This window comes from Pontibacter sp. BAB1700, from assembly GCF_000277005.1.
In the GTDB taxonomy this organism is placed as follows: domain Bacteria; phylum Bacteroidota; class Bacteroidia; order Cytophagales; family Hymenobacteraceae; genus Pontibacter; species Pontibacter lucknowensis.
Window position 1 is genome coordinate 1 of sequence record NZ_AKIS01000025.1, and the last position, 22,429, is coordinate 22,429.

23 protein-coding genes are annotated in these 22,429 nt (G+C 50.4%); 10 read left to right on the forward strand and 13 right to left on the reverse strand.

Annotated elements, in window-relative coordinates:
• A partial coding sequence (locus tag O71_RS03625; protein ID WP_007653315.1) for a hypothetical protein occupies positions 1-455 on the reverse strand: 455 nt, incomplete at its 3' end.
• Between the two features lie 217 nt (positions 456-672).
• Between O71_RS03625 and O71_RS03630 the strand changes: the two genes are divergently transcribed.
• The 5 genes from O71_RS03630 to O71_RS03650 all read left to right on the forward strand — a co-directional run bounded on the left by O71_RS03630 (position 673) and on the right by O71_RS03650 (position 6,873).
• Complete coding sequence (locus O71_RS03630; protein ID WP_007653318.1) at positions 673-1,878, forward strand: NADH-quinone oxidoreductase subunit D; 1,206 nt, start codon at positions 673-675, stop codon at positions 1,876-1,878.
• Positions 1,879-2,059: 181 nt separating this feature from the next.
• Positions 2,060-2,881 carry a phosphatase PAP2 family protein gene (locus O71_RS03635; protein WP_007653319.1) on the forward strand — a complete coding sequence of 274 codons (822 nt, stop codon included), beginning with the start codon at positions 2,060-2,062 and terminating at the stop codon, positions 2,879-2,881.
• Positions 2,882-2,959: 78 nt separating this feature from the next.
• The gene (locus O71_RS03640) at positions 2,960-3,604 is read left to right on the forward strand and encodes a carboxypeptidase-like regulatory domain-containing protein (protein WP_040573566.1); all 645 of its coding nucleotides are present in this window, start codon (positions 2,960-2,962) and stop codon (positions 3,602-3,604) included.
• Complete coding sequence (locus O71_RS03645) at positions 3,582-5,375, forward strand: DUF5686 family protein (RefSeq protein WP_040573567.1); 1,794 nt, start codon at positions 3,582-3,584, stop codon at positions 5,373-5,375. Before O71_RS03640 ends, O71_RS03645 begins: the two co-directional genes overlap by 23 nt.
• A gap of 145 nt (positions 5,376-5,520) precedes the next feature.
• Positions 5,521-6,873, forward strand: a complete 1,353-nt coding sequence (locus O71_RS03650; RefSeq protein ID WP_007653324.1) for a bifunctional ADP-dependent NAD(P)H-hydrate dehydratase/NAD(P)H-hydrate epimerase — start codon at positions 5,521-5,523, stop codon at positions 6,871-6,873.
• Positions 6,874-7,027: 154 nt separating this feature from the next.
• Here the strand turns inward: O71_RS03650 and O71_RS03655 are convergent, their stop codons facing one another.
• The 12 genes from O71_RS03655 to O71_RS03705 all read right to left on the reverse strand — a co-directional run bounded on the left by O71_RS03655 (position 7,028) and on the right by O71_RS03705 (position 16,296).
• Positions 7,028-7,912 (reverse strand): UbiA family prenyltransferase, encoded by an 885-nt coding sequence (locus O71_RS03655; protein ID WP_007653326.1) that lies wholly within the window; start codon positions 7,910-7,912, stop codon positions 7,028-7,030.
• A gap of 113 nt (positions 7,913-8,025) precedes the next feature.
• Positions 8,026-8,598 carry an inorganic diphosphatase gene (locus O71_RS03660; RefSeq protein ID WP_007653328.1) on the reverse strand — a complete coding sequence of 191 codons (573 nt, stop codon included), beginning with the start codon at positions 8,596-8,598 and terminating at the stop codon, positions 8,026-8,028.
• A gap of 47 nt (positions 8,599-8,645) precedes the next feature.
• Positions 8,646-9,113 carry a hypothetical protein gene (locus O71_RS25085; RefSeq protein WP_081490431.1) on the reverse strand — a complete coding sequence of 156 codons (468 nt, stop codon included), beginning with the start codon at positions 9,111-9,113 and terminating at the stop codon, positions 8,646-8,648.
• Complete coding sequence (locus tag O71_RS03665; protein ID WP_237717694.1) at positions 9,097-10,224, reverse strand: alkaline phosphatase family protein; 1,128 nt, start codon at positions 10,222-10,224, stop codon at positions 9,097-9,099. Before O71_RS03665 ends, O71_RS25085 begins: the two co-directional genes overlap by 17 nt.
• 292 nt (positions 10,225-10,516) lie before the next feature.
• On the reverse strand, positions 10,517-11,404 hold the full coding sequence (atpG, locus tag O71_RS03670; protein ID WP_007653332.1) for an ATP synthase F1 subunit gamma: 888 nt from the start codon (positions 11,402-11,404) through the stop codon (positions 10,517-10,519).
• A gap of 68 nt (positions 11,405-11,472) precedes the next feature.
• Positions 11,473-13,053: a F0F1 ATP synthase subunit alpha gene (atpA, locus tag O71_RS03675; RefSeq protein WP_007653339.1), complete on the reverse strand. Its 1,581-nt coding sequence runs from the start codon at positions 13,051-13,053 to the stop codon at positions 11,473-11,475.
• A gap of 2 nt (positions 13,054-13,055) precedes the next feature.
• The gene (gene atpH, locus O71_RS03680; protein WP_007653341.1) at positions 13,056-13,613 is read right to left on the reverse strand and encodes an ATP synthase F1 subunit delta; all 558 of its coding nucleotides are present in this window, start codon (positions 13,611-13,613) and stop codon (positions 13,056-13,058) included.
• Positions 13,614-13,666: 53 nt separating this feature from the next.
• Positions 13,667-14,161 carry a F0F1 ATP synthase subunit B gene (locus O71_RS03685; RefSeq protein WP_007653343.1) on the reverse strand — a complete coding sequence of 165 codons (495 nt, stop codon included), beginning with the start codon at positions 14,159-14,161 and terminating at the stop codon, positions 13,667-13,669.
• Positions 14,162-14,294: 133 nt separating this feature from the next.
• The gene (atpE, locus tag O71_RS03690; protein WP_007653345.1) at positions 14,295-14,558 is read right to left on the reverse strand and encodes an ATP synthase F0 subunit C; all 264 of its coding nucleotides are present in this window, start codon (positions 14,556-14,558) and stop codon (positions 14,295-14,297) included.
• A 37-nt stretch (positions 14,559-14,595) separates the two neighbouring features.
• Positions 14,596-15,633, reverse strand: coding sequence for a F0F1 ATP synthase subunit A (gene atpB / locus O71_RS03695; RefSeq protein ID WP_007653346.1), 1,038 nt, complete (start codon positions 15,631-15,633; stop codon positions 14,596-14,598).
• A gap of 44 nt (positions 15,634-15,677) precedes the next feature.
• Entirely contained in the window at positions 15,678-16,061 is a 384-nt protein-coding gene (locus O71_RS03700; RefSeq protein WP_007653347.1) for a hypothetical protein, read from the reverse strand.
• Between the two features lie 4 nt (positions 16,062-16,065).
• Entirely contained in the window at positions 16,066-16,296 is a 231-nt protein-coding gene (locus O71_RS03705; RefSeq protein WP_007653348.1) for an AtpZ/AtpI family protein, read from the reverse strand.
• 296 nt (positions 16,297-16,592) lie between these two features.
• Between O71_RS03705 and O71_RS03710 the strand changes: the two genes are divergently transcribed.
• The 5 genes from O71_RS03710 to O71_RS03720 form a co-directional block, all read left to right on the forward strand.
• Complete coding sequence (locus tag O71_RS03710) at positions 16,593-19,496, forward strand: tetratricopeptide repeat protein (protein WP_007653349.1); 2,904 nt, start codon at positions 16,593-16,595, stop codon at positions 19,494-19,496.
• Position 19,497: 1 nt separating this feature from the next.
• Positions 19,498-19,872, forward strand: coding sequence for a transglycosylase domain-containing protein (locus O71_RS27020; RefSeq protein WP_369750871.1), 375 nt, complete (start codon positions 19,498-19,500; stop codon positions 19,870-19,872).
• Between the two features lie 53 nt (positions 19,873-19,925).
• On the forward strand, positions 19,926-21,347 hold the full coding sequence (locus tag O71_RS27025; protein ID WP_369750873.1) for a transglycosylase domain-containing protein: 1,422 nt from the start codon (positions 19,926-19,928) through the stop codon (positions 21,345-21,347).
• 17 nt (positions 21,348-21,364) lie between these two features.
• Positions 21,365-21,802, forward strand: a complete 438-nt coding sequence (locus O71_RS27030; RefSeq protein WP_369750872.1) for a hypothetical protein — start codon at positions 21,365-21,367, stop codon at positions 21,800-21,802.
• Between the two features lie 12 nt (positions 21,803-21,814).
• Positions 21,815-22,429 (forward strand): GIY-YIG nuclease family protein (locus O71_RS03720; RefSeq protein ID WP_007653350.1); only part of this gene is annotated, 615 nt, incomplete at its 3' end.

A 22,429-nucleotide genomic window follows, 5' to 3' on the forward strand; every position in this document is an offset into this window, starting at 1 on the left:
TTTATTTGGATGTTGTTATCAAAGGGGGCTAACTCTTTTACTCCATCTTCCAAATCAGCGTAATTCTGGTAATCTAATTCGCTAAATTGTACCTGCTTATTCTTTTTTGTCTGTATCAAAGTCCCCCTGAAGGTCCCCAACTTGTTTGTGAATGGCTTTAATGTGAAACCTAATATCTCGTTCTGACTAATGACCTGAATATAGATACCAAGGTAACTCACTTTCAGAATCTTATTATTAGGGTCAACAGTTACAGCTTTAACAGCGTCAAGACCTACATAAATGAAGGCCATAGCAAGCATAGAAAAGACAAGAGAAGCAACAAGACCTGCCGTGTCGAAATCCTTTGTAATTATGTTAACAAACAATAAAGACATGATCAATGCTCCAATACCAACTGCTAAAATGAAGCACCGTCCGATGAGAATTAGTATTTTAAAGTTTGATTTTATCATAGTTGCTTATTGCCCATAACTAGTGCATAAACGGAATAAACATCCCGTTTTTGTCGTTTTCTACAAATAAACCAAACCGGATTACCGAATATACTATATATCCAGTAAACTATACTTTTCTTTCCTATTGTCTTCCGCAAAACTCTCCCTTCATAATTCACCCATTTTTCCGAACTTTGCTTAACTCATAACTATAACCTCTTAAGTAATTTCTCCCTTGTCTACCACGCACAAAGAATACCTGCTGCAGTCGGAGCCGAACAAGTTCAGCCTGGATAATCTGCGGGCGGGCGAGATGATCGTGAACATGGGGCCGCAGCACCCGAGCACGCACGGTGTCCTGCGCCTGGAGGTAGTCACAGACGGGGAGATCATTACCAATGTAGCGCCACACATCGGCTACCTGCACCGCTGCTTCGAAAAGCACGCCGAGAGCATGGCCTACAACCAGACCATCCCCTACGTGGACCGCATGGATTACCTGGCTGCCATGAACTCGGAGCATGTGTGGTGCATGGGCGTCGAGAAGCTGTTGGGTATAACCGACCAGATTCCGAAGCGGGTAGAGTACATCCGGGTGCTGGTAACGGAGCTCAACCGGCTGGCCTCGCACTTTTTGGCCATCGGTACCTACGCCATCGACATCGGAGCTTTCACACCATTTCTGTGGCTGCTGCGCGACCGGGAACACATCCAGCGCCTGCTGGAGTGGACCTCTGGAGCCCGCATGCTTTACAACTACATTTGGGTAGGTGGCCTGTACTATGACCTGCCTATCGGCTTTGAAGAGCGCTGCCGTGAGTTTATCAACTACCTACAGCCCAAGCTCGACGAACTCGATACCATCCTGCTAACTAATAAGATCTTCATTGACCGCACTGCCAATGTAGGTGTGCTGCCACTGGATGTGGCCATTAACTACGGCTGCTCCGGCCCGATGCTGCGTGGCTCTGGCCTGCGCCACGACCTGCGCCGCGTCGATGGGTATAGCGTATACCCGGAACTGGAATTTGAAGTACCGATCGGTGAAGGCATCATGGGCAGTACTGGCGACTGCTGGGATCGCAACTACGTGCGGGCGCTCGAGTGCCGCGAGTCAGTCAAGATCATCAGCCAGTGCCTTGATGCGCTGCTCGGCGAGCACAAGCGCACCCCGGACTTTGATCCGCAGGCGGCTTGCCCCAAGAAGATGCGTATGACCGGCACACAGGAACTTTACTTCCGGGGCGAAACACCTCGTGGCGAGCTGGGCTACTTTTTCCGCACCACCGACCGAAGCGACGTACCTTTCCGCTGCCATGGCCGCTCTCCCTGCTTTGTGAACCTGTCTGTACTACCCGAAATAAGCCGCGGCTGCATGGTAGCCGACCTGATTGCTATTGTGGGCTCCGTGGATATCGTGCTGGGCGAAGTGGACAGGTAAACTACTTGCTGCTTCGGGCTGAAGTACATGCTACGGCGTGCTATGTACCCCCTTCTTAAAACTCATGCTACTCTTAATCGTTAAAAATTAGAGAGGCGTTGATTTATGCACTTCTGAATACCAGATGTATTTCCTATAGCAAGTATATGAGATTAAACCAGCTATTCACTGTACACTTACTTTGGCTCACAATCCTGCTAGGTCCTACCATGCAACTGCCCAGGTAAAACCTTCCAAAAAGCCCGGTCCTGATACGCTCCGGTCTATCTCCGTAGACCCACGTTTCTTCGTACCGCCTGGCGACACGGTACTCCCCGGTCAGAAAAAGCCTTTCACAGAGTCACAGCGACTGGAGGGTGACAACAAGCGTTACCTCAAGCGAGCCGTTATACCTGCCGTCGCGCTGATCGGTGCCGGTATCTATACCATGGGAGGAGATGGTATCCTGAACAGCGATGATGTCTTTAACTACCGGCACAGAGTATTCCCTAAGTTTGCAACCAACGCCGATGATTTTGCCATGCTGGCTCCTTTGGTAGGCCTCTATGGCTTCAACATTATTTCGTCTCAGAACAGGCACGAACTCGGGCGCCAAACGCTGCTGCTCCTTTCTTCCGGAGCATTGGCATCGGCTATCGTATGGCCCACCAAGAAACTTACTGACAGAGACAGACCTAACGGTAAGCCCTATGCCTTCCCCTCGGGTCACACGGCCTATGCGTTCACAATCGCCACTTTTATGGACAAGGAGTTTCGGCACAAGAGCCCTTGGGTAAGTGTGGTGAGCTATGGTATAGCTGGTGGTACCGGTGTGCTGCGTGTGCTGAACGATGCCCACTGGCTATCTGATGTACTGGCCGGTGCAGGTGTGGGCATTATATCCGTCAACACGGTCTACTGGGTACAGGCCAAACTCACCAAGGGTGGCGGTCTGAACACGGCCATGTACCCTACTGTGCTGCCAAATGGGCAAATGGGCATGGCCATGTCCGTGACTTTCTAAACATTCATCCTGTACATCAGGTATAGTTTGGCGTCTCTCTGTCTATGGGGAGGCGCCAATTCTTTTTATATTTACTGCATGCCAACACTCCGACTGCTCCTGCTACTGCAACTTCTGCTCTGTACCGTCACCTCCCTGGCGCAGGTATACAATGTGCAGGGCACCGTGCGCGATGCCAACACCCGGGAACGGCTTCCATTTGTGAGCATCGTAGTCAATGGAGGCGAAACAGGCACCACCTCAAACCTAGATGGCCAGTACCAGCTCCGGCACAACCGCCCCATTACCAGTCTGCGTTTCAGTTATGTGGGCTATACCCCGCAAACGGCACCGGTTGATTCGCTGTCACAGCTCGATATTCTCCTTCGCCCTTCAGCAGCCCAACTGCGGGAAGTCGTGATCCGGTCAGGTATAAACCCGGCGCACCGCATTATCCAACTGGCCAACCAGAACCGTGACCGCCACCGCCTCGAAAACATTCCGGCTTATACCTACCGCACCTATAACAAGTTTATCCTGACTGCCAACGCACCGGATGATCTCGACCTGCGCGATACGCTGCGCCTGGCAGAGCAGGACTCTTCTTTTTTGCGCATGCGTAACCTACTGACCAGGCAACACCTCTTCCTGATGGAGAGCATCACCGATTATGCGCAGCTAGGCAAGAACCTTTCAAAAGAAACCATCCTGGCAACCCCGGGTGTCAGGGCTGCAGCAGCCTAGCTTTGGCGTTGTGGCCGCTGAGGCACGGGAGTTTTCAGTGTATGATGACATGCCGGTGTTCTTCGGGAAGCGCTACCTGAGCCCCCTGAGCAATGGCAGCACCAAGCGCTATGACTTTGTGCTCCAGGAAACGGCTGTGGTGGGAGCGGACACTGTTTTTATCATCTCCTATGCACCCCAACCCGGCAAGAACTTCAACGGCCTCAAAGGTCTGCTCTACATCAACAGCGATGGCTGGGCTGTGCAGAACGTGCTAGCCGAGTCACACGCGGATGACAAACGGGGCTTGAAGCTGCAGCAGCAATTTGTGAAAGTCGATAACCGGCAGTGGTTTCCTGCGGAGCTGGATGTAGAGATTACCGTGCAGCAGATCTACATGCGGGGGCACCAGCCGTACGGGCACATCCGCACTTACATCACCAACGTAAACCTGGGCCCACCCCTGCGCCGGAGCGATTTTGGGGTAATTGCCCTGGAGCAGCGCCCGGATGCCTGGCGACAGCCGGAGCAACTCTGGCAGCAGTATCGCCCTGATTCGCTCTCCTCAAAAGAGCAGACCACTTACCAGCGCCTCGACAGTGTGGGGCAGGCGCAAAAGCTGGACCGCACCATCCGCACCATGGAGTATCTGATGGCCAAGCAGCTCCCCATCGGTCCTATTAGTCTGGACCTGAACCGCTTGCTTAAGGTGAGTCGGTTTGAAGGCCTCCGGCTAGGTATAGGCGCCCATACCAACAGCCTGCTTTCAGAGCGCTTCACGGTGGGTGGCTACTGGGGCTACGGCCTGCGCGACATGGAGCACAAATATGGGGCTGATGCGGCCGTTAAACTGCACAAACCTTCTGAACTCACGCTTTCAGTTGCTTATGCTGAAGACGTAGAAGAGCCAGGAGGCCGTCGCATACCTTTCCGGGAACGTAGTCTGCTCAGCGACCTGCGTCCTGCTTTGTTGCCAAATCTGGACTATACCACCCAACGGAGCGCCGGTTTGAGTGGGCGTATGCTGCGCTATGTACAGTGGCAGGCAGGTATACGGCAGGAGCAGCGCCGGCCTACTTTACCACTTTTCACGCCCGAGTCAGGTATAGCCGCGCCGGAATTCAACCTGGCCGAAGCGAGGGCAGGCTTGCGCTTTGCCTATGGCGAGCAGTACATGCAGCTCTTCAACCGCACAATGCCCATGCCAAGCCGCTATCCTGTGCTCTGGCTGCAATACACCAAAGGCATTGATGCCCTTGAAAGTGACGGTTACACCTACAACAAGTTCGATTTGCGTGCTGAAGGATCCTTCCGGCAGCGTAGCCTCGGCGAGACCAGTTTTGTGCTGGCAGGCGGTTTCGTGCAGGGCGATGCCCCTTTTGTGACCCTATACAATGGCTATGGCAGCTATAGCTCCAGCTACAATGTGTATGCCGGCGAGGGCTTTGAGACGATGCGCCCTTACGAGTTCTTTTCTGATCGCTACGTAGCCCTGTTCCTGCGTCAGGACTTGGGCAAGCGCCTGCTCAACACCAAACTCTTCAAGCCAGACTTGGTGCTCGTGCAGAACATGGGCATTGGCGACCTGCGCCAGTCTATACCTGATTTGGAGCCGCTCGAGTACAGCAACATGCGCAAAGGCTTTTTTGAATCAGGTTTGATGCTCAACAATATCATCAGCTCTGCCTTCTCGGGTGTCGGGGTAGGCGCTTTTTACCGCTACGGCCCTTACGCCCTCCCTCAGGCTAAGGATAACCTGAAGCTGAAGCTCACAGCGACGCTGGCATTTTGATATTAAAAGCTTTGTTAGCTTTAAGCCTGCTTTCCGACGCTATACCTGTCGGCCTTCGCTGCTCACCTCACAAAGGTGTGCCGTCAGGTATAGGAACATAAAATGCGTACAACTATCTACTGATTCAGAAGTATAAAAATAACGTATGAAAATCCTATCCGCTCAACAAACCCGTGAAGCTGATGCACAGACCATCAGCGAGGAAGGTATTGCTTCAGATGAATTGATGGAACGGGCAGCAAGGGCTTTTGCAGGCTGGCTGGAAAACAAGTTTACGCCGGAGCGCCCTGTCTGTATCTTCTGCGGCCCCGGCAACAATGGCGGCGATGGCCTGGTAGTGGCCCGCCTGCTACACCAGCGCCTCTATGATGTGCAGCTATACCTGGTTAACGATGGCCAGGAGACATCCCGGGATTTTCAGATCAACCTGGAGCGACTGCCGCACGAGGTACCACCACACCACATTACGAGCAAAGATGACCTGCCTACCATACCTGACAAAGCCTGTGTGATCGATGCCCTGTTCGGTACCGGTCTTTCCAGACCTGTTACCGGACTTTATGCTGATGTGATCAAGTGGCTCAATAAGCATAGTAACTGCACTGTTGCTATCGATATACCTTCAGGTTTGTACACCGATAAGCAGACACCATCCGAGGGAGCCATCGTACAGGCAGATTATACAGTGAGCTTTGAGTTGCCGAAACTCGCTTTTTTTCTGCCACAGCATGAGCAGTACGTGGGAGAATGGCACACTGTACCCATTGGTTTGAGCCCGTCGTACCTGGCAGAGGCTAGCTCGAACTTCCACTACATCATACAAAAAGAGATTCAGCAGCTGATAAAGCCACGTACCAGGTTTTCGCACAAAGGTACCTACGGACATGCCCTGCTGCTTTGCGGAGGTTATGGCAAAATAGGAGCGGCTGTGCTCGCGGCCAGGGCTTGCCTGCGTAGCGGAGTAGGCTTGCTCACTGTACAGGCTCCCGCTATTGGTTATGACGTTCTGCAGACGGCCGTGCCCGAAGCCATGCTTATCCCTGACAACAACCGCAAGCACCTGTCCAGGCTGCCGGAGTCCATGGAGAAGTTTAATGCCGTAGGTATAGGTCCGGGTATAGGGACTGAGCGTGTCACCAAAACCATGCTGGGCCAACTACTGGCTACCACTGATCTGCCCCTGGTCATCGACGCTGACGCCATCAACCTGATCGCCAGCAGCGACAAACTCAAGGCGCAGCTTCCAAAAGAGAAGGTCATCTTCACGCCGCACCCCAAAGAGTTTGAGCGCCTTGTCTGCAAAAGCAACAATGAATATGAAAGGCTGGAGGAGCTGCGGGAATTCTGCCGGGTATACCAATGCTATATGGTGCTCAAAGGAAGCCATTCGGCCATTGCCACGCCTGAAGGAGACATTTACTTCAACACTTCAGGCAACGCAGGTATGGCCACAGGTGGTACAGGCGATGTGCTGACCGGCATTCTGACAGCCTGGTAGCGCAGGGCTATACCCTGAAGGAGGCTTGCCTGCTGGGCGTATACCTGCACGGGCTGGCCGGCGATCTGGCCAAGGGAACGGTAGGAGAGATCGCTATGATCGCCTCCGATGTCATACAGCATTTGCCACAAGCCTATCAGCACCTGAGCCGCTCTTAGCTCACAGCCAGGTATACGAAGGCAAAATGTACCAGCATGGCACCATCGGCTAATAAGGCATAGTAGATTCGGGGCTTTTCTTCCGAGGCATTCCACACGATCAGTCCGGCTACCAGAGCAGCACTCATTAAGCTGATCAAGATTGCTCCTTGCTCAGTCAACAGTACCAGCAGCAGATATAGCAGGAGGAGCCCGAGGGACAAATACCGCGTATAGTGCTCCCCTAGCAAACCTGGAAAGGTGAGGGTGCGGGTGCGGCGGTCGTAGGTATAGTCGCGGATGTCGAACAGCAAGGCCAGCGCCAGTATAAACAGGAAGCGCCGTAGCCATATAAGTATTACCTGGCTGCCCAACTGCACAGCAGCATCGATCAGAGGAAACAGCACCGTAACGGCAGACCAGACCAGAGCGATCAAGAACACCTTCAGCAGCGGCACGCTCCGGAAAGGCTTTATCCGGTTACTCCCCAACGGCACAGTATAACCTATTGAGATAAGTGCCAGCGTCAGCACAAACCACAGGTTGATCCGGAGTTGGTACATGAAGAACAGGACTACCGCCCCTGCTAAACTAAGCAATGCCAGCATGGTCAATTCCCGCTGATGCCGTATGCTCCAGGATTGCCCCGCTATACTTGTCCCCCACCCGCGCCAGGTGCGCTGCAGGCTGCTGGTGTTGTAGGTGAAGAGCGTTGCCAGAAACACAAAGCCCGCCATTGGGAGTGATACTTCATTACCTGTCAGCAGATAGGTTTCTACTGTCAACCCGAAAGCGCAGAGTGAAATGAACACACTGCTGTAGAGAAAGGCTTCTATACCTGCTCTAAGCCAACTTGCCAGTGGCTGTTGGCGCCTTATCCCGCTGTGTTCTTTTTCTGGCATTCTTCTCTGCAAGTTCGCAATTCAGGTACGGCTTTCAAATGCTGAACGGCTGTAAATAAAAAAGCCTGACACAGGTTTTATCCCACATCAGGCTTTACAGGAAAAGTAAAAGTCTAGATTGTGCTCTTTGGTGCAGCTTCACCGAAGGTAGCGTCATACAGTCTGATGCTTTCTTTGATGATCTCGTAAGCTGGCTCGCGGCCCAGGAACTGCTCCACGATCACTTCTTTGTGCTCCAGCTTCTTGTAGTCTTCAAAGAAACGGCGCATCTCCAGCAGAGTGTGTGGAGGAAGCTCAGAAATATCGTTGATGTGACGCACAGACATATCGTTATTAGCCACAGCGATGATCTTGTCGTCTTCTTCGTTGTTATCGATCATACGCATCACACCGATCACCTTCGCATCGATCAGGCACATGGGCACTACGTCAAGCGAACAGATCACCAGGATATCAAGCGGGTCTTTATCGTCGCAGTAAGTTTTAGGTATAAAGCCGTAGTTGGCTGGGTAGTTCACCGAAGAGAAAAGTACGCGGTCCAGTTTCAGCATACCACTTTCCTTGTCCAGCTCGTACTTTGCTTTCGAACCTTTCGGGATTTCAATAATAGCAGTAACGACTGCCGGGGCCTCTTCACCATAGCTCACACTATGCCATGGGTTATTTTTTTCTAAATTCTCCATCATATATTCTTTCTTAAAAGCTGTCGTCTACTTCGTCCCGACAGGTATTGTTACTTCATAAATTCTTGTAAGGGGCGCCCCACACTGCCATTTGGCTCCTGTATGTATAGCCATGAGGCAATCGTAGGGGCGATATCCGCTACCGCTGTTTCAACTGAGCTTTCGCCCGGCTTTACTTTCCAGCCGTACCATACCAGCGGCACGTGGGTGTCATAGTTACTGTAAGAACCGTGCGTAGTGCCTTTCTGCGGACCGCTGCCATAGCCTTCAAACCAACCTGGCTGTAGTACTACGATCACGTCGCCGGAGCGCTGTGCATTGTAGCCGCTCTCCAGGCGTGACATCATACCGCCAGCCCAGCCAGCACGCTGTATGGCTTCGCCTGTTATAGCTCTCGCCACACCATCAAAACGCATCACATAGTTGGCCGCCGCCTCCTGTACTTCTATTCTTGTCAGCTTTTTGCCTTCTATTGTCTTACGGTCCAGGTATACCTGCTGGTTAGTGTAGCGTTCCACCCAGCGGCCTTGCAAACAGTTTGGTCAGGTGCTGCTCCAAAGAATCGCGCATGATACCGGAAGTAGCTATACCCGCCGGGATATTAAGCGACTCCATGTAAGCCGGCACATGGGCTGCTCCGTGGTCTGCTGTCAGGAAAATCAGGACGTTGTCTTTGCCTATTTCATTTTCAAGCAGGTTAATCAGTTCTTCTATTTCGCGGTCGAGGCGCAGGTATACATCCTGCACTTCAATGGAATTAGGGCCAAAGGAGTGACCGGTATAGTCAGGTGTGGAGTAGCTCAGCGCCAGGAAATCGGTGAAATTGCCTTTGCCTAAGTTCTCGCCACGTAAGGCTGCCTTGGCAAACTCGGTTGTCAATGTATTGCCTGCAGGTATAGAACGGATCAGCTCGTAATCCTTGCCACGAATGGCCGGGATGTTATGCGGGAACACCGGTCTTTCTTCACCTGGCAATGCACGCTCCCAGTCCATATCATCTGCTGTGCTCTCGGTGTACTGCTCTATTGGCAGCAGTGTGTTCCATACCTCACTCAAGAGCTTATCCGGTTGCTTTTGATTATTAAACTCCTGTACCCAGTTAGGCAGGGCATCCGCATAGAAGGTACTTGTAATCCAGTTGCCGGAAGGAGAGTCAAACCAGTAAGCTCCATTTGCGGTATGGCCAGCCGGTAGAATCGATCCTCTGTCTTTCAGCGCTACACCGATTACCTTTGACTGCATGTTGTTTGATAGTCGCAATTCGTCGGTTATGGTGGTGGTCAACAGATTTCGAGGTGACATCAGTCCAGCATCAGACGTACTGCCAACTGTTTTCACGCTCCTGTCTTCCACGCAGTACATGGATTTACCTGTTGTTCTATCATACCAGGAGTTTCCAATAATGCCGTTAAGGGCGGGTACGCTGCCGGTATATACCGAAGCATGGCCTGGCCCCGTGTAAGTGGGCACATAACTGTACTGGTTGTTCTTGAAGTTAAAGCCCTGCCTTACCAGTCTTTTGAAACCGCCTTCGCTGTACTTGTCCCAGTAGCGGTACAGAAAATCGTAGCGCATCTGGTCCACCACAATACCTACGATCAGTTTTGGGCGGCCTTCGACGCCTATCACAGGTTGGTTTCCCTGCTCCCTTGCTATGCTTGGGCTGTTAGTTGTCGTGCAAGCCTGCACAGCAATTAATAGTACTGCTGCAACTAATGTCTGTATGCCGGATTTAAAACCGCTTAACTTCATGTGTATGTTGTTGAGTTTCTCAAATATAGGGAACACTTTCCATCTAATCGGCTAGCATACATTCCTGTACTCGATGTTTTAACAAAAATATAACACACTGTATTATATCCCCAAAAAAAGAACGCCCACCTGGTGTGATGGGCGTTGCTTCAATATTTGGTATTTGCTTTTATTTTGCTGCAAGCGCCTCTGCACCACCCACGATCTCGAGAATCTCTTTGGTGATGGCCGCCTGACGCGTCCTATTGTAAGTAAGCTTCAGCTCTTTCAGCAGTTCGCCTGCGTTTTCCGTTGCTTTGTCCATGGCAGTCATACGGGCGCCATGTTCTGAAGCGTTTGACTCCAACACCGCTTTGTATACCTGTATCTTAAGCGACTTAGGGATAAGCTCCTCAATGATCTGCTCTTTAGACGGCTCAAAGGTATAATCAGATACCATGCTGCTGGCGGTTTCCTCTACTGGCTTGTCTTCAATAGGCAGAAACTGCTCGTTACGCACGATCTGAGTCGCTACGTTTTTGAACTCGTTATAAATGATGTCTACCTGATCAAACTCACGTGCCACAAAACCATCCATGGCACGTTCCGCGGCAAGGCGTACGGTGTCAAAAGAAAGGTTTGCAAAAGTGCCGGTGAAGTCACCAATCACTTTGTAACCACGCTTGCTCAATGCTTCAGCACCTTTACGGCCAATCGTCAGGAAAGTAAGGTTACCTGACTCCAGCTGGCTACGGTATTTGCCTTGGGCCAGTGTATTGGCTGCCTTGATGATGTTTGAGTTAAAAGCGCCAGCCAAACCACGGTCAGATGTTACCACGATTACAAGTACTCTGTTTGCCTCACGCTTTTCAGAGTAAATGTTCGATACAGAACCTTCTGTCAGCTGAGAAAGATTGGTCAGGATGCCGCTCAAACGCTGCGCATAAGGGCGCATACGCAGGATGTTGTCCTGAGCACGTCTCAACTTGGCAGCCGCCACCATTTTCATGGCTTTGGTGATCTGCTGTGTTGACTGTACCGATGTGATGCGGCTTCTAACCTCTTTTAAACTTGCCATATTATGTATGTTATGAGCATAAAGTTAGAGACCGCCTTTGTCAGCAGTCTCTAACTCATAACCAACTATTACTTTTTGTAACGGGCAGAAAGCTCTCTAGCTACCTGCTTGATAACACCTGTTGTCTCGTCGTCCAGCTTACCAGCCAGCAGCGCATTCAGTGTGTCCTGATGCTGAGCACGCATGGTGCGCAGGAAGTCTTTCTCGAAAGTTCTAACTTCAGATACAGGCACATTGTCCAACAGACCGTTTGTAGCGCAGTAGATGATGGCTACCTGCTCAGAAACTGATACTGGAGAGAACTGTGGCTGCTTCAGGATCTCGAGGTTACGACGACCACGCTCAATTGTCAGCTTAGTCGCAGCATCCAGGTCAGAACCGAATTTCGCAAACGCTTCCAGTTCACGGAACTGCGCTTGGTCAAGCTTCAGCGTACCAGATACTTTCTTCATCGCTTTGATCTGAGCGTTACCACCCACACGCGATACTGAGATACCTACGTTGATCGCAGGACGGATACCTGAGTTGAACAGATTGGTCTCGAGGAAGATCTGACCGTCAGTGATCGAGATCACGTTTGTTGGGATATAGGCAGAAACGTCACCAGCCTGTGTTTCGATGATTGGAAGAGCGGTCAATGAACCACCACCTTTCACGAGGTGCTTGATAGACTCTGGCAAATCATTCATGTTACGAGCGATCTCATCAGATGCGTTCACCTTAGCGGCACGCTCCAGAAGGCGCGAGTGTAGGTAGAACACGTCACCAGGATAAGCTTCACGCCCTGGAGGACGACGCAGCAGCAGAGACACTTCGCGGTAAGCAACGGCCTGCTTGGAAAGGTCGTCATAAACAACCAGTGCAGGACGGCCGGTATCGCGGAAGAACTCACCGATGGCAGCACCAGTAAATGGAGCAAAGAACTGCATTGGAGCCGGATCAGAAGCAGAAGCCGAAACTACTACTGTGTAATCCATCGCACCACCTTCAGTCAGTGACTTCACAACCTGTGCTACAGTAGATGCTTTCTGACCTACGGCTACATATATACAGAACACTGGCTGTCCTTTTTCGAAGAACTCGCGCTGGTTCAGGATTGTATCGATTGCAACGGCAGACTTACCTGTCTGACGGTCACCGATGATCAGCTCACGCTGGCCACGGCCGATTGGAATCATGGAGTCGATCGCCTTGATACCAGTCTGCATTGGCTCGTTTACTGGCTGACGGAATACCACACCTGGTGCTTTACGCTCCAGTGGCATTTCGTACAGGTCACCAGCAATCGGACCTCTACCGTCGATTGGCTGGCCCAGTGTGTTTACCACACGGCCGATGATGCCATCACCTACTTTTACAGAGGCGATACGGTTCGTTCTTCTTACAGTGGCACCCTCTTTGATTTCGCTGTAGTCGCCCAGCATTACGGCACCTACGTTGTCTTCTTCCAGGTTCAGAACAAGCGCCTGAAGTCCGTTCTCAAACTCTAATAGCTCACCAGACTGTGCTTTGGAAAGGCCATAGATACGAGCGACACCGTCACCCACTTGCAGTACTGTACCTACTTCTTCCAATTCTGCCTCAGAACGGAAGCCAGATAGCTGCTCTCTTAGTATGGCTGATACTTCGTCAGGTCTTACTTCTGCCATGATTATAATTTATTGATATAGGGGTTGTCTTTAAATTTATTTCTCAGCTTGTTCAGGTTATACTTCACAGAGCTGTCAATCTGCTGATCGCCAACACGGAGCACGAAGCCACCGATCAAAGACGGATCAATTTTTTCTTCTAATTCTACGCGCTGGCCGGTCTGGGCTACCAGACGCTTACCTAGTTCGTTGCGCAGTTCTTCTGTCAATGGCACCGCTGTGGTTACGCTGGCAGTTGTAATGCCTTTGTACACATTGTATTGACTCACGAACTCCGGCGCGATAAACTCCAGCACTGACTCACGGCCTTTGCGGGCCACAATGCTGAAGAAAGCCAGGGTCAGGTCATTTACCTTGCCTTTGAACAGTGCATTGATCACTGCCAGCTTCTTGTCTGATTTCACAACCGGGTTGCGCATCAGGAGTCTCAGATCTCTGCTCTGGTCAAGCACTTTGGCGAACATATCCATGTCCTCCTTCACTTGCTCCAGAACACCTTTCTCCTGTGCCAGTTCAATCAGTGACTTTGCGTATCTCGAAGCAACTCTTATTTCTGACATATTGCTTTATTATGGCCTTCGCACTTAAATAGTGACAGGGCTATGTGATACGATTAGTTAAGCGTTACTTCGTTGATATAATCTTTAGCCAGCTCTTGCTGTGCCTGTGGGTTGCTCAGTTCTTTGCGCAGGATACGCTCAGCGATATCCACAGAAAGAGCAGCAGCCATGTTCTTCACTTCTGTGATAGCGGCACGCTTCTCATTCTCGATAGACTCACGGGCTTGTGCGATCATGCGTGAACCTTCTTCGTTTGCCTTCTGTCTTGCAGTTTCTACTAGGGCGTTACCAGCATCAGAAGCTTCTTTCAGGATCTTGTCACGCTCCATACGGGCTTCAGCCAGCAGTTTTTCGTTCTCTGCCTTCAGACCCTGCATCTCCAGCTTTGCTTTTTCAGCAGCGCTCAGTGCATTTTCAATAGAAGTCTCACGCTCGTGCAGGGCGTTCATGATCGGCTTCCAGGCGAACTTGGAAAGCAGGAACAGCACGATGATAAACGTCACCGTCTGCCAGAAAATTAAACCTATACCTGGGGTTACTAATTCCATTGTGTATGAATTTGAATAATTAGGTTCTAATCAGTTCACCGGTTCTACACCGGCATTGCTTTTAACTATTTAACTATTTTGGACCTCTCCGTCCGGACCATGCGTCCGGACGAGAGACCAATTACAAAGGATATTAGCCTTTGAAAGAGATTAGCAAGCAAACTACCACACCGAACAGTGCAACACCTTCGATAAGGGCAGCCGCGATAATCATAGCAGTCTGGATCTTACCACCAGCTTCTGGCTGACGCGCGATAGACTCCATGGCTGAACCACCGATTCTACCGATACCCAAACCAGCGCCAAGGGCAACCAGACCAGCACCGATACCGGCACCCATGATAGCCAAACCGAAATCGGTTGTAGCTGCTACTGCTTGAAGCAAAATTGCTAACATAATTATAGTTATATATAGTTAAAAAATAAAAAACAGATTAATGATGCGCACCATCTCCATGACCGTGGTCACCTACATGGTCATGCTCTTCCACTGCGCCACCGAAATACATCGCTGACAGCAGCGTGAAGATATACGCTTGAAGCAATGCCACGAACAGCTCAAGGAAGTTCATGAAAGTAGCAAACGCCACACTCAAAGGACCTACTGCAATGCTCTGGAAAATAAAGATCAAGCTAAACAGCGACAGGATGATAATGTGACCTGCCGTGATGTTGGCAAAAAGACGAACCATCAGGGAGAATGGCTTGGTAATGATACCAATCAATTCAACCGGGATCATGATCGGAGCCAGCCACACAGGAACACCTGGTGTAGCGAAGATGTGCTTCCAGTAGTTTTTGTTGCCGCTAAATACGGTGATCAAAAGTGTCAGTGTAGCCAGTACCAGTGTAACTGCGATGTTACCAGTCAAGTTAGCGCCACCTGGCATCAAACCAAGCAGGTTGTTGAACCAGATAAAGAAGAAAACTGTCAGCAGGTATGGCATGTAGCGCTCATACTTCGGACCGATGTTCGCCTTGGCAATCTCGTCACGGATAAAGATGATGATTGGCTCAAAGAAAGACTGAATGCCTCTTGGCGCTTTGCCGTTGTTTTTCTTATAGCTTCCAGCGATTGTGAAGAAAACTGCAAAAAGCAGGGCCACACTAAGGAAAAGAGAAGCAACGTTCTTTGTAATAGATATGTCAATCAGAGAAGACTGGTCCGCGGCTGGCTGTCCGTTGGCATCAGCACGATAGATGTGACCATGACTCACCATGTAACCTTCATAAGGCACCAACTCGTGATTCTCGTCATAGAAGTTACTTGATGAAAACACCTTTGGTGTACCGTTATCGATCAGGATAACAGGAAGGTAGAGCGTTACACCATCGGCAAAATGCCAGTTGTAATCATCCGCGATGTGATGGGTGATCATATCGCCTGGCTTGAACTCGCCGCCTTCAACCGGAGCCTCTGCAGAAGCAGTGATCGTCAGGAAGGAAAACAGTAAAATAAATAACTTCTTCATTAAGAGAGATTTAGAAGCAAATTTAAAATCCGCAAATGCTATTCTTAGTTTTGCTTTTTCAATTGCGGTGCGAAGTTAGTTATTAAGCTGTAGATTTCAAACCCGGTAAATAGAAAATATAAGGCAAAGAAGTTGAAAACGAACTGCAGCTCATTTTCAGAGTACATGAACACATAAATAAAAATAACCGCTATACTGAGGATCATCCGGAAACCCATCGAGCCAAAGTAATACAACTGAAAGTTATCGGGGTCGTAGCCAACGCCCAGTCGCGACACATAAAAGGCCAGCGCCGTAACTACCACCATAAAGCCTAATATAAACCAGATCAGTGGGTGCAATAGCGCCGTGCCGGTATAAAAGGAGAGCAAGCCAATACCGATGCTCACGACACCAGTAAAAATGAGGAGGTTTTTGAAGAATTTCACTGCTTTACTTTTTACTTAATGAGATAATTACCAATACCATAGAGGCTACTACGGCCACTACGAGCAGCACAATCGTCATCCAGGGGTTCTCGTTGCCCATGTAGTCGTCCAGCTTGGAGCCTGCCCAGGCGGCCAGCACCATCGCCCCGATCATCTGAAAGGCCAGCCCCGAGTACTTCAGGTACGATTTAAACGATTCTTCGCCCTTTGGCTTTTGATCATCTGCCTGTGACATGCGCTGCTTTGTTTTTCAAGGATTTGTAAAATTACGCTTTTTTCATGGGCTTCTCTGCAAATCAGTTTTATTTCGCCAGCTTTTTAAGGTGCCTCAAATGCCTTCTGAGGGCTGAAACCATTTCTTATTTTCTATAGTTCAATACCGGGCTTCAGGCTTTATCCACAGCCCCTTACATAATTGGCATATTATTGTATTTTTGTAGATGGCTTGAGGCTTAAGCCTCATCCTGGCCCAGATACTTTCAGGTATAGCCAGGCCGTTATAATGGAATAGGCGGCCGGACTGCCTTATATATGCTGCACACGATCGATACTTTGAGCAAAAACCCATCATATATTCTCTTCTTGCTGTCCTGCCTTATACTGGCTGGCTGTTCTGCTGAGCGCAATAATCCGCTCAGTAAGGCCTATCATAACACAACAGCCCGCTACAATGGCTATTTTCTGGCTAAAGAGAAACTCGAGGCGATTGAAAAGAGCATACAGGACCAGACCGTGTATGATTACAACCGCCCACTGCCCATCTTCCCGCCCATCGACTCCGCTACTTATAAAGCACACGCCGCCGACCTGGAGGATGTGATCAAAAAGGCCTCTTTCCCGATCCAATACCACCCGAACAGCAAATGGATCGACGACAGCTACCTGGTCATCGGCAAGGTGCGCTTTTACGAGCTTAATTTCCCGGAGGCCGCACAGACCTTCCGCTATGTAAACTCCACAGGCAAAGACCGCCACGTTAAACACGAGGCGCTGGTATGGCTGATGCGTGCTTTCCTGAAGCTTGGTGAGACGGACAATGCTTGGCAGGTGTCAGAATTTCTGCGCAAAGAGCGCTTGAACCGTGACAATGCCCGCGAGCTATACCTGGCCCGCGCTGAGTACCACCTGATGCAGGGCGATACCGCCGCCGTGATCGAGAACCTGGACCTGTCCCTGCCGAACTTCACGGAGCGGGATGACCAGTCGCGCGTACGTTTCTCACTGGCACGCCTCTACCAGGACCGTGGCCAAAGCAAGGAAGCCTACCAGCAGTACAGCCGTATTCTGCGTCGCAATCCGCCTTACGACCTAGGCTTCTTCAGCCGTCTATACCTGGGCCAGGTATCGGAACTGGACGATGCGCAAGACCTGAACCGCATCGCTGGCTACTATCAGAAAATGCTGCGCGACGAGAAGAACACCGAGTACCGCGATAAGATCTACTACGAAATGGCCGTGTTCGAGCGTCGCCAGCAACACTACGACAAAGCGCTGCAGAACATTGAGCAATCTCTGAAAACTCCGGGCTCTATACCTAACCAGAAAGCCTATACCTACCTGCTGGCTGGTCAGATCTATTTTGAGAACCTGAACAAATATGACCTGGCTCAGGCTTACTATGATAGTGCCGTGCAGGTATACCCGCAACAGGCTATAGAATATGAGCAAGTACTCGAGCGCCGCAATGTGCTGGCAGATTTCACGAAGCAGTATAACACGATACAGTTACAGGACAGCCTGCAGCAGTTAGCCGCAATGAGCGAAGGTGAACGCCTGGCCTTTGTGCAAAACATAGTGCAGCAGGAAGAGGAAATGCGACAGCAGGAGCAGGCTCGCCAGTTGGAACAGGATAAGCAACGCAAAGCCCGACGGGCTCAGGAGCAGCAGGCAGCCGTAACAGTCGGAGGCCGCAATAATCCCAATGCAGCCTTAGGCGCCGGCAATACAGGAGGTGTATTTTATTTCGATAACCCGGCGGCGATGGCTACTGCCCGCTCTGAATTCGTAAGGCGCTGGGGCGACCGACCGTTGCAGGACAACTGGCGACTCCTGAGCCGTGGCGAAATAGAAGGTGGCCAGGATGAAGCCATTGCAATGGAGGCCCCTGTTGAATCCGCAGCAGAAGCTGAAACAGAAGAAAGTCGTTCTGCCCGCCTGCAGACGCAGGTGGAAACATATTTGCAGAATATCCCGACCACGACACTGGCCATACAGCAGTCAGAGAAACTGCTGGAGGATGCCATGTTCCGCCTGGCCAACATCTACTCACAAAAGCTCAACTCACCTGATCAGGCCACTGCTACCTATGAGAAGTTCCTGCAACGCTTCCCGCAATCCGAACATGCAGCCGAGGCGCACTACAGCCTATACCTGATCTACAGTCGGGCAGGCAGCGAACAGAAGGAAACTTATTACGCTAAGATCAAGCAGCAATACCCCAACACAATCTATGCGAAGCTGGTAGACGACCCGAACTACATGAGCCAGAACGCACTTGACAACATCAAGGCACATGCGCTCTATGATTCTGCTTATGCACAATACGAACTAGGCGAATACCAGCAGGCAACTACCCTGCTCAAAGAACTGAGCCAGGTATACCCGCTCAACGACATACCTGATAAAGTGGCTTTCCTGCATGTCATGATCACCGCACGCTCCGAAAGGCCCGAATTGCTGCAACAGCAGCTGCTGGCATTTAAGCAGCAGCACCCATCCAGTCCGCTAACCCCGCGTGCCGACGAGTTGCTTAAGCGCTACCAGGACCTGGAGAGCAAGCAACAGCTCCGCCAGGAAGCTCCCGCTCCCCCTACAGCACAGCTAACCGACGAGCGCACACCGGAGCAGCGGGTCAACAACAGCATCGCACTGGCATCTGCACGTGAGCGCAATGCGGCCCTGCAACAGCAGCGTCCCGCCACGGCGCTTCCTATACCAGATACCACGGCAACCAACCGGCCTGACACGACAGCCACTACTCAGGTTGGCACGCCTTTGGATGTAGCTGCAGTAGCACAGGATACAGCAACGGCTCAGGCTCCAGCGGTACAGCCACCAGCCGCTGATCCGCTGGCTTATACCAATGCTCCCGATTCGGCATATTATTTTGTGATGCTATACCCGACAGAGCATGCTGCTTTTAAAGATATTGAGGCAAAATATGAGAAGTATAACAACACCTATTTCCGTAATCAGAAGCTAATGCTGGACCAGCAGCCTTTCGACGTCAACAGAGGTGTACTGCTATTGCGCGCCTTTCCTAACATGAAAGAGGCGCAGGCTTATAACATCAAACAAAAAGCACCTCAATCCCCGATTGGCAAGATTAGAGGCGTAGAATTCATTACCTTTGCAATATCATCCGACAACTGGCAGAAGTTGCTTCAGAAGAAGGATGTAGAAGAATATCTGAATTACTTCAGAACGAATAATTAACATGGCAACAACCACCCGCCCAAAACCAAAAACGGTATTCCCCAAGGTCATTTCCACACTGTGGCTTCTCTTCCTGAGTGGCCTGGCTATGTTCATCCTGTATATTTATGCGGTCAGCGTCAATTTCCTGAACCTTTTCGGAGATCTGCCCAACATGCGCACACTCGAGAACCCGAAGAGTGCTCTTTCCTCTGTGCTTTATTCCGCCGATAACAAAGAGCTAGGCAAATATTTCCGCGAAAACCGCACCCCGATCGAGTACGCTGACCTGCCCGAAAACTTTGTGCATGCCTTGATGGCAACAGAGGATATCCGTTTTGAAGAGCACTCAGGTATAGACCCGGAGGCCATGGCCGTGTTGCCGGAGGTATACTGATAGGCAGTTCCAAAGGTGGTGGCAGTACCCTGACACAGCAGCTTGCCAAAAACCTGTTCCGCACCCGTGGTGAAGAGCTGAACAACGGCTACCTGAATGACAAGCCAGGCTTCCGTACGCTTATCCACAAAACAAAGGAGTGGATCATGTCGGTGAAGCTGGAGCAGTCCTATACCAAGCAGGAGATCATGATCATGTACCTGAACATCTTCGAGTTTGGTAGCAATGCCTTCGGATTGCAGTCTGCTGCCAAGACCTTTTTTGGTAAAGATGCGAAGGACCTGGAGGTACAGGAGTCAGCTGTGCTGGTAGGTTTGTTTAAGAACCCGAACCACTATAGCCCGAAGTTTAATCCGGAAAATTCGAAGCATCGCCGCAACGTAGTTTTGTCGCAGATGGTGAAGTACGGCTACATGACACAGGCCGAGTACGACAGCCTGAAAGAAACTGATATCAAGCTCAAATACCGTGTCGAGAACCAGAATATTGGTCTTGCACCCTATTTCCGTACTGAAGCCAGTAAGTTTTTGCTGAAGTGGTGCCGCGAGAATGGCTACGACCTGTATGCCGACGGTCTGAAGATCTACACCACCATCGACTCACGCATGCAGACTTATGCAGAGCAGGCAGTGGAGGAGCATATGAAAGATCGCCAGAAAGAGTTTTTTGCACACTGGAAAGGCCGAAACCCCTGGATCGATCGCCAGGGAAAAGAAATCCCGAATTACCTGGAGAACGCTATTAAGCGTACCGACCGCTACCGCAACCTGAACAGACGCTTCGATGGCAACCAGGATTCTATTAACTACTACCTGAACAAGAAAATCCCGATGACCATTTTTACTTATGATGGAGAAAAGGAGGTTCAGATGAGTCCGCTTGACTCGCTCAAGCATTACAAACATTATCTGCAAACTGGTTTCATGGCTATGGAGCCGCAGACGGGGCACATCAAAGCTTGGGTAGGTGGCATCAATTACAAGCACTTCAAGTATGACCACGTGAAGCAGGGTGCTCGTCAGCCGGGCTCTACGTTCAAACCGTTCCTGTACACTGCCGCTATCGAGAATGGCTATTATCCTTGCTACGAGGTACTCGACACGCAGGTATGTATACCTTTGGGTGACGGCACTATGTGGTGTCCTAACAATGCCGATAATAAATTCTCCGGCGAGAAGTTCACGCTGCGCAATGCCATGGCAAAGTCCGTTAACTCGATCTCTGCTTTCCTGGTGAACAAACTTGGAGCAGAAACGTTGGTTAAGACCGCCAAACGTATGGGCATCTCAACACCACTGGAGGCTAATCCATCGTTGGCGCTTGGTGTAAATGACGTAACACTTTATGACATGGTGGGTGCGTATGGCACCTTTGTGAACAGTGGAACCTGGGTAGAGCCAAACTTTATCACCCGCATTGAAGACAAGCATGGCAATGTGCTGCACGAATTTGTGCCGAAGACGGTAGACGCCTGAGTGAAGAAACTGCTTACATGATGGTGCACATGCTCAAGGCTGCGGCAGAGCCGGGCGGTACTGCTTACTACGGCCTGCGCCACCGCAACGGACTTAAGAACGAGATTGGCGGTAAGACTGGTACAACCCAAAACTACTCTGATGCCTGGTTCATGGGTATAACGCCGGACCTGGTAGCTGGTGCCTGGGTTGGTGGTGACGACCGTTCTATTCACTTCCGTACCATTGCGTTGGGTCAGGGCAATAAACTGGCCATGCCGATCTATGGAAACTTCCTCCAGAAGGTATACGCCGACAAGACCTTAGAAGCTACAAGAGATCCTTTCCCTAAACCTTCTACGCCTTTATCGGTAGAATTAGATTGTTCTAAGTATAACAACGGCATGTCAGTAGACTCCGTTCAGCAGGATCAGTTTTATCAAACACCTGCCCCGATCGACTTAGATGCTTTCTAATGAAATTTGAGCATGGCTGCAAACGAGAAGCTACGGGAGAAGATTTCCCATCTACCACATAAACCGGGCATTTATAAGTTCTTCGATGATGAAGGCATCATTTATGTAGGCAAAGCGATTGATATCAGGAAGCGTGTCAGCTCCTATTTCAATCGCTCTGCACAGCATAATAAAAAGACGCTGAAGCTGATCTCCAAGATCAAGGACATCGAATTCACGATAGTGGATACGGAAGCTGATGCTTTTTTGCTGGAAAACAACCTCATCAAGCAGTACCAGCCCAAGTATAACATCCTGCTTAAGGATGGAAAAACTTACCCTTACATTTGCATTGTAAATGAGCGCTTTCCGCGTGTCATCAGCACGCGTAATAAGATCAATGATGGTTCCCGCTACTTTGGCCCATACCCTAGCGGCACCACCATGCATATTGTACTGGACCTGATTCGGACTTTATATCCACTCCGTACCTGCACCTATAACCTGTCTCCAGAAAACATTGCTGCTGGTAAGTTTAAGGTTTGCCTGGAGTATCACATCGGTAACTGTAAAGGCCCTTGTGAAGATTTGGTAGATGAAACAACGTACAACCAGTACATTGCTCAGATCAAGAACATTCTCTCAGGT